The sequence below is a fragment of the Microbispora catharanthi genome, from assembly GCF_006334915.2.
Classification (GTDB): domain Bacteria; phylum Actinomycetota; class Actinomycetes; order Streptosporangiales; family Streptosporangiaceae; genus Microbispora; species Microbispora catharanthi.
The window spans coordinates 153,548-165,480 of record NZ_VDMA02000003.1 but is presented as its reverse complement, the minus strand read 5'-3'; the positions used below and the strand labels follow the sequence as shown (position 1 = coordinate 165,480).

The following is an 11,933-nucleotide window of genomic DNA, read 5'->3' as shown; positions in this document are numbered from 1 at the left end:
AGCCTAGCCGGACGTGACCACGCCCGAGACCTCTGGAAGCGCCGTGACTCCCGCAGAAACCCCGTACGTCACGATAGTCCTGCCGTGTTACAACGAGCAGGACCACGTCATCGACGAGGTCGAGCGCATCTGCGCGGCCATGGACGCCAGCGGATACACCTACGAACTGCTGGCCGTGGACGACTGTTCCACCGACGAGACGCTCGCGCGCCTGCAGGAGGCCGCGCCGCGCTTCCCGCACATGCGGATCAGGGCGTTCCACCGCAACGGGGGCTCGGGCACCGTACGCAGGATCGGCAGCCAGGAGGCCCGCGGCGAGATCGTCGTGTGGACCGACGCCGACATGAGCTACCCGAACGAACGCATCCCCGAGCTGGTGCAGATCCTGGAGAAGGACCAGACGATCGACCAGGTCGTCGGCGCGCGCACCACGGAGGAGGGCTCGCACAAGTTCCTGCGCGTGCCGGCCAAGTGGTTCATCCGCAAGGTGGCCGAGCGGCTGGCGGGACAGAAGATCCCCGACCTCAACTCCGGCCTGCGGGCCTTCCGCAAGTCGGTCGCCAAGCCCTACCTGCGGCTGCTGCCCCCCGGCTTCTCCTGCGTCACGACGATCACGCTGGCGTTCATGTCGAACCAGCACGACGTCTACTACCTGCCGATCGAGTACGCGAAGCGGGCCGGGAAGTCGAAGTTCAACTTCGTCTCCGACGCCTACCGCTACATCCTGCAGGTGCTGCGGATGGTCATGTACTTCAACCCGCTCAAGGTGCTCATGCCGCCCGCGCTCTGGCTCGTCGGGATCGGCCTGGTCAAGGGCGTGTACGACATGATCAGCCACCTGGCCTTCTACCTCACCAGCAACACCGTCGTGACCTTCCTGTCCGGCATGCTGATCGGGGCGGTGGCCCTGCTGGCCGACCTGATCGTGCGATCTCGGGGTGATGTGTGAGGATCGCGATCGTCGGCCCGACGTATCCGTACAAGGGCGGCGGGGCGCAGCACACCACCGAGCTGGCCCACCGGCTGCGGGCGCGGGGCCACGACGTGGTCATCGAGTCGTGGCGGGCGCAGTACCCCTCGTTCCTGTACCCCGGGCAGCAGACGATCGACAGCCCCGAGGGCGAGCCCTACCCCGGCACCCGCCGCGACCTCGACTGGCGGCGGCCGGACGGCTGGGTGGCCTGCGGGCGGCGGCTGCGCGGGGCCGACCTGGTCGTGCTCGCCGTGCTCAGCCCGGTGCAGGTGCCCGCGTACCTCGGCATCCTGTACGGCCTGCGCCGCCGGGCGCGCGTGGTCGCACTGTGTCACAACGTGCTGCCGCACGAGACCAAGCCGTACGACAGGCCGCTGATGAAGGCGCTGCTGCGCCGGGTGGACGGCGTGCTCGCCCATTCGGAGCAGCAGGCGGACCTCGCCCGCGCGCTCACCGACGCGCCGGTGCGGGTGGCCGCCCTCGCACCGCACCTGCCCGTGCGCGGCGCGCGGGAGGCGGCGGGCCGGGGGCCCCAGGGCAGGCTGCTGTTCTTCGGCATCGTCCGGCCCTACAAGGGGCTCGACCTGCTGCTTGAGGCGCTCGCGCAGGTGCCCGACGTACGGCTGACGATCGCCGGTGAGTTCTGGGGCGGCCTGGACGACACCCACGCCCTGATCGCCCGGCTCGGTCTGGCCGGCCGGGTCGAGATCCGGCCGGGATACGTGGCGGCCGAGGACGTTCCCGGGCTGTTCGCCGGGGCCGACGCGCTGGTGCTGCCCTACCGGTCGGCGACCGCAAGCCAGAACGTGTGGCTCGGTCACGAGCACGGCGTGCCGGTGATCGCCACCCGGGTGGGGGCGCTGCCCGACAACGTACGCGACGATGTGGACGGCCTGCTGGTGGAGCCGGGTTCGGCCGGCGCGCTGGCGGAGGCGATCAAGCGGTTCTACGAGCCGGGGACGCCGGAGCGGCTGCGGGCGGGCGTCGCGCCCGTCGATCCCGAGCCGCACTGGGCCGCCTACGCGGACACGTTGCTGGCCGCGTCGGAGAGCTGACCGGCCGGGGCGGTGCGGCCGCGGGCGAGCAGGAAGCCGAGCCCGGCCCAGGCGGCGTCGGCGACGGTGAACATCACGCGGGACACCACGGCGATGGCCAGCGCCCTCGGCGTGTCGAGCACCGGGGCCAGCGCCACGACCATCGCGCCCTCCCGCACACCGATCCCGGCGGGCACCACGACCGTGAGGATGCCCGTGGCCCAGGCCAGCGCGTACGCCCCGGCCGCGACGGCGTACAGGGACGGGCCCGCCGGGCGCACACCGCCGACGAGGACCCACAGGTGAACGCCGTACACCAGCCAGCCGGCCATCGTCCAGGCGGCGGCCTTGGCCATCTCCGCGCCGCTGAGCACCCGGTCGAGCGGCTCCCTGCGGGCGACGCGCAGGGCGAGGTTGAGCCCCCAGGTCATCACCCGCGGGTGGAGGCCGACGAGGATGAGCGGGACCAGTGCGAGCAGCCACCACGCCTGCCTGGCGATCTGCTGCGACAGCGTGGCCGCGGCGAGGGCGAGCGCGCAGCCCAGGGAGGTCACCAGGCCGAGAGCGGTGGCGCTGAACGTCCGCCGCGGCGGCGCGCCGTGGTCGCGGGCCAGCTCGATCATCGCGGCGAACGCCCAGACCGAGCCGGGGATGTACTTGCCGAGCTGTCCGACGAACAGCACCCGTGCGGCCACGCGCAGCGGCAGGGGCGAGCCGAGCCCGGCGAGGATGTCGCGCCAGGCGACCAGCATGAATCCCAGCCCGGCGAGCACGGCCAGGAACGAGGTCCCGAGCGACCACCACGACAGCCGCGACAGGGCGGCGGAGGTCTCCGTCCAGTTCCGGGCCAGGCCGTACGCCAGGAAGGCGAGCGCGACCAGGGCCAGCAGCACCCGCAGCAGCGGGCTGGAGCGCAGGCGGTTCAGCAGGCGCGGCACGCGCCCCAGAGTAAAGCCTGAAGCTACTGATCGGTAGGTCCGCCGCGCGGGTTATCCACAGGGTCGGCTGATCGGGAGACGGGGGCGGGGCGGGCACGGGTACTGTTGGGCAGCGTGAAGACGAGGGTGAGCGGAGGACGAGGGTGAGCGCGGAACGCGCGGCCCAGCTCGAATACTCCGAGTTCCAGGCCGCGATGCTCGACGAGGACAAGCGCAGGCGCAAGGCCGCGAAGATCATCGCCGTGCTCGCGCACTTCCTGGGCAGGGACGCGGCCAAGCCCGGCGAGGCGCTGTCGGGGCTGACGGTCGGCGACGTCGGGTGCTCGGCCGGGTTCATCGCCGACGAGCTCGCCGCCGCGGGCGCGCGCCGCACACTCGGGCTCGACATCGACGTCCCGGGCCTGCGCAAGGCGTCCGACCGGTTCGGCGAGCGGGTCGGATTCGTCTGCGCCGACGGCTCCCGGCTGCCGTTCCCTGACGGCTCGATCGACGTGCTGGTCTTCAACCACATCTACGAGCACGTGGTGAACCCCGACGCCGTGATCGCCGACATGCACCGGGTGCTGTCCGACGACGGCGTGCTCTACCTGGGCCTGGGCAACCGGCTCGGGATCATGGAGCCGCACTACAAGCTGCCCTTCCTGTCCTACCTGCCGCCCGCCGCGGCCGACCGGTATGTGCGGGCGTTCGGCCGGGCCGACCACTACTACGAGCGCTTCCGCACCCGGCCGGGGCTGCGGCGGATGCTGGCGGACTTCCACGTGTGGGACTACACGTTCCCGGTGCTGGCCGCGCCCGAGCGGTTCGCCGGGGGCGAGCTGTTCCCGGGTGCGGCCGGCCGCGCCGCCAAGGCCACGCTGGAGCGGACCCCGCGCCCGGCCCTGCGGGCGCTGCTGCCGGTCGTCCCCACGTATCTGTGGGTCGCGACCAAGACGCCCCGCCGTCCCCTCGGTGCGCCGCTCCCGCAGCCGCCCGAGCCGGTCCGTACGTCCCGATGAGTCGCCGCAGGGCCGTTCGCGCGCTGTTTCTGCTCGTGGCGCTGGGGTTCGGCGTCTGGGCGGTGGCGAGTCAGTGGACCGCCGTGACGGACGGGTTCGCCCGCCTGTCGTGGGCGGAGCTCGCCGGTTCGCTGGTGGCGGTGCTCGGCGCGCTGCTGTCGGGGATGCTCATGTGGCGGGCGCTGCTGACCGACCTGGGTTCCCCGCTGGCGTTCACCGACGCGTCCAAGATCTTCTTTGTCGGCCAGCTCGGCAAGTACATCCCCGGGTCGGTGTGGCCGATGCTGGCGCAGATGGAGATGGGCCGCGACCACGGCATCCCCCGGCCGCGCAGCGCCGCCGCCTTCTTCCTGACGTATCCGATCTACCTCGGCACCGGCCTGCTGGTGGCCGTCGTGACGCTGCCGGTGCTCGCCGGGCAGTCGGTCGTGAGATACGCCTGGCTGCTGCTGCTCGTGCCCGTGGTCGCCGCCGCCCTGCATCCGAAGGTGGTCAACGGCGTCATCGCCTTCGGACTGCGCACGCTGCGCCGCCCGCCGCTCGAACGGCCGCTCACCCGGCGCGGCGTGCTCGTCGCGTGCGGCTGGGCCCTGGCGGGCTGGGCGGCGTACGGCGTGCACCTGGCGCTGATCGTGCACGGCCTCGGGGCGGGCGGGCCCTCGGCCGTCGTTTTGAGCTTCGGCGCGTTCGCGCTCGCCTGGTGCCTGGGGTTCGTGTTCGTGATCGCCCCCGCGGGCGCCGGCGTGCGGGAGGTCGCGATGGTGGCCGCGCTCGCCCCGGTGCTCGACCGGCCCGCCGCGATCGCCGCCGCGCTGTGCTCCCGGCTCATCGTGTCCGTCGGCGACCTGGTGTGCGCCGGCGTCGCCGGTCTGGCCTCACGGCGCGCGGTCCGTACGCGGGAGGAACCCGTAGCACGGGCCTGAATCCGTGGAATCGGCGCGGGTCGCTCATCGGGAGAGATGATCCTCACGTGATATCGCTCACGTTTCGGGGGACGTCGGAAATAGAGTGACAGGGAGGGATGCGGGGGAAGGCGTCAGTTCGTGGCGTGGGCCCCTGGCCCCTGCCGGAACACCGCCGGAACCAGCGGGACCGCGCGGGCGGGGAGCGATCCTCCCGGCCTTGGGCGGGCCCAGTGAGGGGAGCGATTCACTTGACACCCCGGGTGCTCGTCGACGCCGCCGCGGTCCCCGCCGATCGCGGCGCCCTGATCAGGTATGTCGATGGACTGGTCGCGGCCCTGCACGAGGCGGACGCGGACATCGCGGTGGTCTGCCAGCGCGCGGACGCCGAGCGGTACGCCGCCCTGGCCCCCTCGGCGCGGATCCTCTCCGGACCGCCCGCGATCACCAACCGGAACAAACGGCTGGCCTGGGAGCAGACCGGGCTGCCGGTCCTGGCCCGGCACGCCGGCGCCCAGGTGATCCACGCCCCCTACTATTCGATCCCGCTGGGCTCGGGCCTGCCCACGGTGGCCACCGTCCACGACGTCACCTCGTTCACCGACCCCGACCAGCACGACCCCGTCAGAGCCTCGTTCTTCCGGTCGGCCACCCGCACCGCCGTACGCCACGCCAACCGGGTGATCGTGCCGTCGAAGGCCACCATGGACGAGCTGGTCCGGGTGCTCGACGCCGACCCCACCCGGATCGACGTCGCCTATCACGGAGTGGATCCCACGTTGTTCCACCCGCCGGCGCCCGAGGACGTGCGCCGGGTGGCCGGGCGCATCGGCCTGCACGGCCGGCCGTACGTCGCCTATCTGGGCGCGCTGGAGCCGCGCAAGAACGTGCCGAACCTGGTGACCGGGTTCGGCCGGGCGGTCGGGCATCTGTCCTCGCCGCCCGCGCTGGTGCTGGCGGGCGCCCCAGCCTGGGACGAGGAGGTCGACGCCGCCGTCACCGCGCTGCCGCCCCGGGTGAAGGTCGTGCGTCCCGGTTTCCTGCCCTTCGCCGACCTGCCGGGCTTCCTGGGCGGGGCGCTCGTGGTCGCCTCGCCATCACGGTGCGAGGGGTTCGGCCTGCCGGTGCTGGAGGCGATGGCCTGCGGGGCGCCCGTGCTGACCACCCACCGTGCCTCGCTGCCTGAGGTGGGTGGCGACGCCGTGGCCTACACCGAGCCCGACGCCGACAGCATCGCGCGGGCACTGCGGGCCATGCTGGAGTCACCGGAGCGCCGCGAGTCGCTGGCGCGGGCGGGCGTCACCCGGTCACGCGAGTTCACCTGGCGGCATTCCGCCGAGGCCCACCTCGTCGCCTACCAACGGGCCGTCGAAGGCTAAGAAGGCGAACGCCACAGGCCGAGTCGCCTGCGCAGTGCGCCGCATTGCTCGCCCGCATGGAGTCACGCGCTATTCGGCCTGGCACCGTCCGGAGCTTAACCCTTCAGTTTCGTTGAGATATCCGCAGACGCAGCGGAGCTTGGCATGTGCTGCTCGGTGGCGTCTCGATTTCCGGGCGTCCATTTTCAATGCTTATGTTGAGGCGAAATCATCCCCTGGTATCGCCCGGTTTGGGGTTCGCGAACGGAGATTTCGCGCCTGTCGTGAAACGTCCGCACAACGGTCGGCGGCGGCAAGCCATGCGGAGGGCCCGGCTAGGCTACCCTCGCGGCTGTGAGGGAGAGTTCTGTGCGGTCGCCGGATGGTCTTGAGGCCATCCTTCTCGTGGGCGGCCAGGGCACGCGTCTGCGACCGCTGACACTCAGCACGCCCAAGCCGCTGCTTCCGACGGCGGGGGTGCCCTTCCTCGCGCACCAGCTGGCCAAGGCGCGGGCGTACGGGGTGCGCCGGGTGGTCTTCGCGACGTCCTATCGGGCCTCCATGTTCGGCGAGGCGTTCGGGGACGGGTCGGGCTTCGGCCTGGAGATCGTCTACATGACCGAGGACACCCCGCTCGGCACCGGCGGCGCGATCCGCAATGCCGCGCGGGCGCTGACCTGCCCGCCCGAGGCGCCGGTGCTCGTGCTGAACGGCGACATCCTGTCCGGCCACGACATCGCGGCGCAGGTGGACCTGCACGTTTCACGGGGGGCCGCGGTGACCCTCCATCTCACGGAGGTGGACGACCCGTCGAGGTTCGGCTGCGTGCCGACGGACGACGACGGCCGGGTCAGCGCCTTCCTGGAGAAGACGCCCAATCCCGTGACGAACCGGATCAACGCCGGCTGCTACGTGTTCCAGCGCTCGGTCATCGACACGATCCCCGAGGGCCAGGTGGTGTCGGTGGAGCGGGAGACCTTCCCCGGGCTGATCGCGGCCGGCGAGCTGGTGCTCGGCTACGCCGACACGTCGTACTGGCTGGACGTGGGCACGCCGGCGGCGTTCGTGCAGGGCTCGGCCGACCTGGTGCTGGGCAAGCTCGGCTCGCCCGCGCTGCCGGGTCCGGTGGGCGAGAGCCTCCTGCTGGACGGGGCCGTCGTGTCGCCCGAGGCCAAGGTCACCGGTGGCACGGTAGTCGGCGCCCGGGCCACCGTCGAGGCCGGCGCGAGCGTACGCGGCAGCGTGCTGTCCGAGGACTGCCACGTCGCGTCCGGCGCGACCGTCGTGGACTCGGTCGTCGGCGTCGGCGCCCGCGTCGCCTCCGGCGCCGTGCTGCGCCAGGTCGTCGTCGGCGACGGCGCGCTCATCGGCCCCGGCAACGAGCTCACCTCCGGTATACGCGTCTGGCCCGGGGTAAATCTGCCCGAGTGTGCGGTCCGCTTCTCCAGCGACGTCTGAAATGATCCGAACGGCTTCCACCGGACGGCGAAGCGAGCGGCACTGGCGGCCGTCGGCGCCGTTCGACCTCGCGCTGACGCTGTCGCCGCACCGGCACGGGGGAGGCGACCCGGCCTGGCGGCGTACCCCGGACGGGGCGATCTGGCGCACCTCGCGCACCCCCGAAGGGCCCGGCACCCTGCGCGTGACGGTGAGCGGCGGCGAGGTCCTCGGGCAGGCGTGGGGGCCGGGGGCGGACTGGCTGCTTGAGACGCTTCCGTCGCTGCTGGGCGCCGACGACGACGTGGCCGGCTTCGCCGCGACGCTCGCGCGGCTCACCCGCTCGGGCGATCCCCGGCAGGCCCGCGCCGCCGCGTTCGTCGCGGGACTGGCCGGGCGTGCCGGCGGGCTGCGGATCGGGCGCTCCCTGCGGGTCTTCGAGGCGCTCGCGCCCGCCGTGCTGGAGCAGAAGGTGGTCGGCAGGGAGGCATGGCGGGCCTGGCGGTTCCTCATGGGCCGGTACGGCGAGCCGGCCCCCGGCCCGGCCCCCGAGGGCATGCACGTGATGCCGCCGCCGGAGGTGTGGCGGGCGATCCCGTCGTGGGACTGGCACCGGGCGGGCGCGGAGGCCGTACGAGCCAGGACGATCGTCAACGCGGCCCGGCACGCCGAGAAGCTGGAGCGCACCACGGAGGCGTCGGCGGAGGCGGACCGCCTGCTGCGGGCGCTGCCGGGCATCGGCGTGTGGACCTCCGCCGAGGTGCGCCAGCGGGCCCACGGCGACCCGGACGCCCCGAGCGTGGGTGACTTCCACCTTCCGGGGATCGTCGGCTACGCGCTGACCGGGCAGAAGACCGACGACGACGGCATACTCGACCTGCTCGAGCCGTTCCGCGGACACCGCCACCGTGTGGTCCGGCTGATCGAGCTCAGCGGCGTCAGGCCGCCGGCGCGCGGCCCCCGTATGGCCCCGCGCGACTACCGGGCCTTCTGACCACGTCCGGCGCGCCACGCGCCGCCGGCTTCGTGTGTCTTCAGGTCCTGGTTGATCCCGCAGTGCTCGACCCCCGCGTGGCACCGCCCGTTGAGGGTGTTGGTGAAGAAACTGACGCTCGACTCCTGCTGGAGGCCGGCGAACGCGAGGCCGTTGTTGCCGGCGGGGGCGTTCACGTTGCGCCTGCCCATGGACACCTGCCGGGGGGCGCTGGCGATCGCGGGCGTGTTGGCCGTGTTGCGGCCGTCCGTGACCTGCTTGGCGTGGCCCTTGCCCGATCCGCCGCCGTGCCCGGCGTACGGCGCCGCGAAGGCCTCGGCCGCCGACGCCGACAACCCGATGACGAGCGTCGCGACGGCCAGCGACCGGACCCCTGAGGCTAGACAAAACGCCCCATTCGCCCCGATAACAGCCACCGAATTTCCCCCGTTCATCGATGTGGTCCCATCGCTAATACCCTCCGGCCGCAAACTGCCCGGCGGGCGCGCGCCATGACTTCTCCCGTACGAGCGGCCGGGGGCTGGGTGCGCCGGACGGACCCACGCCTCATAGGGTGCGGCGTATGACGGCGAAGCGACCCCCGAACGTCAGCTCCGACAGCGGCACCCGCCGGGCCCTCGCGCGGGCCAGGGACGGCAAGACCCTCGACCTCGCCGAGGCGGCGATCCTGCTGCGCGCCCGCGGCGACGACCTGGACGCCCTGCTCGCGCACGCCTCGCGGGTCAGGGACGCGGGACTGGAGGCCGCCGGACGGCCCGGCGTCATCACCTACAGCCGCAAGGTGTTCATCCCGCTGACCCGGCTGTGCCGGGACCGATGCGGCTACTGCACGTTCGCCACCGCGCCGCACAAGCTGCCCAGCGCCTTTCTGTCCCCCGACGAGGTGCTGGAGATCGCCCGCCAGGGCGCGGCGATGGGCTGCAAGGAGGCGCTGTTCACGCTCGGCGACCGGCCGGAGGACCGGTGGCACCAGGCGCGCGAGTGGCTCGACGCCCACGGGTACGACGACACGCTGTCGTACGTCCGGGCGATGGCCATCCGGGTGCTGGAGGAGACGGGGTTGCTGCCCCACCTCAACCCCGGCGTCCTGACCTGGAAGGACCTGCAGCGGCTCAAGCCGGTCGCGCCCTCGATGGGCATGATGCTGGAGACCACCTCACGGCGGCTGTTCACCGAGAAGGGCGAGGCCCACTACGGCTCTCCCGACAAGGACCCGGACGTACGGCTGCGCGTGCTGGAGGACGCCGGCCGCTCCAGCGTGCCGTTCACTACGGGCCTGCTGATCGGCATCGGCGAGACGATCGAGGAGCGAGCCGAGTCGATCTTCGCGATCCGCCGGGTGGCCAGGGAGTACGGCGGCATCCAGGAGGTCATCGTCCAGAACTTCCGCGCCAAGCCCGACACGGCCATGCGCGGAATGCCCGACGCCGACCTGCACGAGCTGGCCGCGACGATCGCGGTGACGCGGCTCGTGCTCGGCCCGAAGGTTCGCGTGCAGGCGCCGCCCAACCTGATCGGCGAGGAGTACGCGCTGATGCTGCGGGCGGGCATCGACGACTGGGGCGGCGTGTCCCCGCTCACGCCCGACCACGTCAACCCCGAGCGCCCGTGGCCGCAGATCGACGACCTGGCGGCGCGGACCGCCACCGCCGGGTTCAGGCTGCGCGAGCGCCTCACGATCTATCCCGAGTATGTGCTCGCGGGGGAGCCGTGGCTCGACCCCCGGCTCACCGAGCACGTCGCGGCGCTGGCCGACCCCGCCACCGGGCTCGCGCGGGAGGACGCCGTGCTCGCGGGCCGTCCGTGGCAGGAGCCCGACGGCGGCCTCGTCACCGGCGGACGGGCCGACCTGCACACCGCCGTCGACGCCGAGGGCCGGACGGGCGACCGCCGCGCCGACTTCGACAGCGTGTACGGCGACTGGGACGCCCTGCGCGAGCGTCTGCCCAGCGGCGGACGAGACGGGGCCGTGAGGGCGGACGTGCGGGAGGCGCTGCGGCAGGCCGAGGCGGACCCGGCGCGGCTGACCGACGAGCAGGCGCTGACGCTGCTCGACCTCGCCGGGGACCAGTCGGGGGCGGGCGCCGACGACGCCGGCCTGGAGGAGCTGTGCCGGATCGCCGACGGGCTGCGCCGCGAGGCGGTGGGCGACGACGTCACCTACGTCGTCAACCGGAACATCAACTTCACCAACGTCTGCTACACCGGCTGCCGCTTCTGCGCGTTCGCCCAGCGGCGCACCGACGCCGACGCCTACACCCTGTCGCTGAGCGAGGTGGCCGACCGGGCGCAGGAGGCGTGGGAGGCCGGGGCGACCGAGGTGTGCATGCAGGGCGGCATCCACCCCGACCTGCCCGGCACGGCCTATTTCGACATCGCCCGCGCGGTAAAGGAACGCTGCCCCGAGATCCACGTGCACGCGTTCTCGCCGATGGAGGTCGTCAACGGCGCGAGCCGTACGAACCTGTCGGTCGAGGAGTGGCTGCACGCGGCGCGGGAGGCGGGGGTCGACTCGCTGCCCGGCACGGCCGCCGAGATCCTCGACGACGACGTGCGGTGGGTGCTGACCAAGGGCAAGCTGCCCGCCCGGGAGTGGATCGAGGTCATCACCACCGCCCACCGGGTCGGCGTCCCGACGACCTCGACCATGATGTACGGCCACGTGGACACCCACGAGCACTGGGTGCGCCACATCCGGCTGATCCGTTCGATCCAGGAGGAGACGGGCGGGTTCAGCGAGTTCGTGCTGCTGCCGTTCGTGCACCACAGCGCCCCGATCTACCTGGCGGGGATCGCCAGGCCGGGGCCGACCGCGCGGGAGAACCGGGCCGTCCACGCCCTGGCGCGGATCATGCTGCACGGCGCGATCCGCAACATCCAGTGCTCCTGGGTGAAGCTTCGCGACGACCTGTGCCGGGACGTGCTCGCCGGAGGCGTGAACGACCTCGGCGGCACGCTCATGGAGGAGACGATCAGCCGGATGGCCGGCTCGGAGAACGGCTCCTACAAGACGATCAGCGAGATCGCGGCCATGGTCGCGCCGACCGGCCGTCCGCTGCGCCAGCGCACCACGTCGTACGGCCGGCCGAGCGAGGAGCGGGCCGAGGCGGCCCGGCGCAGCGACGGAGTGTGCCAGTCGGTCCGCGGGCCGCTGCTCACGGTCTCGCCCGTCGTGCGTCGGGAGTAATTGGACGCGCTGTATATAACAAGTTCTATTTCGCTCTTGCGCCGCACGCGGGGGGGATGGGCAGAATCACAATGCCGCTGCACCGGTCATGAGAACTGGGAAGGACCCGCAC

Annotated in this window: 10 protein-coding genes; 8 read left to right on the top strand and 2 right to left on the bottom strand. The window is 72.5% G+C overall.

Annotated features, from left to right (window positions below; translation table 11 throughout):
- The first annotated feature begins 13 nt into the window (after positions 1-13).
- Positions 14-949, top strand: coding sequence for a glycosyltransferase family 2 protein (locus tag FH610_RS06495; RefSeq protein WP_205825597.1), 936 nt, complete (start codon positions 14-16; stop codon positions 947-949).
- Positions 946-2,028 (top strand): glycosyltransferase family 4 protein, encoded by a 1,083-nt coding sequence (locus FH610_RS06490; protein ID WP_139573378.1) that lies wholly within the window; start codon positions 946-948, stop codon positions 2,026-2,028. The genes FH610_RS06495 and FH610_RS06490 overlap by 4 nt, the downstream gene beginning before the upstream one ends.
- Here FH610_RS06490 and FH610_RS06485 read toward each other — a convergent pair.
- The gene (locus tag FH610_RS06485) at positions 1,992-2,945 is read right to left on the bottom strand and encodes a lysylphosphatidylglycerol synthase domain-containing protein (RefSeq protein ID WP_338104517.1); all 954 of its coding nucleotides are present in this window, start codon (positions 2,943-2,945) and stop codon (positions 1,992-1,994) included. The genes FH610_RS06490 and FH610_RS06485 overlap by 37 nt on opposite strands.
- A gap of 143 nt (positions 2,946-3,088) precedes the next feature.
- Between FH610_RS06485 and FH610_RS06480 the strand changes: the two genes are divergently transcribed.
- From FH610_RS06480 to FH610_RS06460, 5 genes are all read left to right on the top strand, one after another.
- On the top strand, positions 3,089-3,943 hold the full coding sequence (locus FH610_RS06480; RefSeq protein WP_205825596.1) for a class I SAM-dependent methyltransferase: 855 nt from the start codon (positions 3,089-3,091) through the stop codon (positions 3,941-3,943).
- Complete coding sequence (locus FH610_RS06475) at positions 3,940-4,866, top strand: lysylphosphatidylglycerol synthase domain-containing protein (protein ID WP_139573377.1); 927 nt, start codon at positions 3,940-3,942, stop codon at positions 4,864-4,866. Before FH610_RS06480 ends, FH610_RS06475 begins: the two co-directional genes overlap by 4 nt.
- Positions 4,867-5,096: 230 nt before the next feature.
- Complete coding sequence (locus tag FH610_RS06470; protein WP_139573376.1) at positions 5,097-6,224, top strand: glycosyltransferase family 4 protein; 1,128 nt, start codon at positions 5,097-5,099, stop codon at positions 6,222-6,224.
- A 333-nt stretch (positions 6,225-6,557) separates the two neighbouring features.
- Positions 6,558-7,661 carry a mannose-1-phosphate guanylyltransferase gene (gene manB, locus FH610_RS06465; protein ID WP_240808799.1) on the top strand — a complete coding sequence of 368 codons (1,104 nt, stop codon included), beginning with the start codon at positions 6,558-6,560 and terminating at the stop codon, positions 7,659-7,661.
- A 1-nt stretch (position 7,662) separates the two neighbouring features.
- The gene (locus FH610_RS06460) at positions 7,663-8,634 is read left to right on the top strand and encodes a DNA-3-methyladenine glycosylase family protein (RefSeq protein ID WP_139573375.1); all 972 of its coding nucleotides are present in this window, start codon (positions 7,663-7,665) and stop codon (positions 8,632-8,634) included.
- On the opposite strand, the gene FH610_RS06455 is transcribed toward FH610_RS06460, so the two are convergent.
- Positions 8,619-9,050 (bottom strand): hypothetical protein, encoded by a 432-nt coding sequence (locus FH610_RS06455; RefSeq protein ID WP_139573374.1) that lies wholly within the window; start codon positions 9,048-9,050, stop codon positions 8,619-8,621. The two genes, FH610_RS06460 and FH610_RS06455, sit on opposite strands and share 16 nt — an antisense overlap.
- 146 nt (positions 9,051-9,196) lie before the next feature.
- Between FH610_RS06455 and FH610_RS06450 the strand changes: the two genes are divergently transcribed.
- A complete protein-coding gene (locus FH610_RS06450) occupies positions 9,197-11,821 on the top strand; it encodes a bifunctional FO biosynthesis protein CofGH (RefSeq protein ID WP_139573373.1) in 2,625 nt (874 codons plus the stop codon).
- The last annotated feature ends 112 nt before the right edge of the window (positions 11,822-11,933 follow it).

Excerpts from the sequence above, each read along its gene's own strand:
- FH610_RS06460 (WP_139573375.1), top strand. The coding sequence starts at position 7,663 with ATGATCCGAACGGCTTCCACCGGACGGCGAAGCGAGCGGCACTGGCGG.
- FH610_RS06475 (WP_139573377.1), top strand. The coding sequence starts at position 3,940 with ATGAGTCGCCGCAGGGCCGTTCGCGCGCTGTTTCTGCTCGTGGCGCTG.
- FH610_RS06450 (WP_139573373.1), top strand. The coding sequence starts at position 9,197 with ATGACGGCGAAGCGACCCCCGAACGTCAGCTCCGACAGCGGCACCCGC.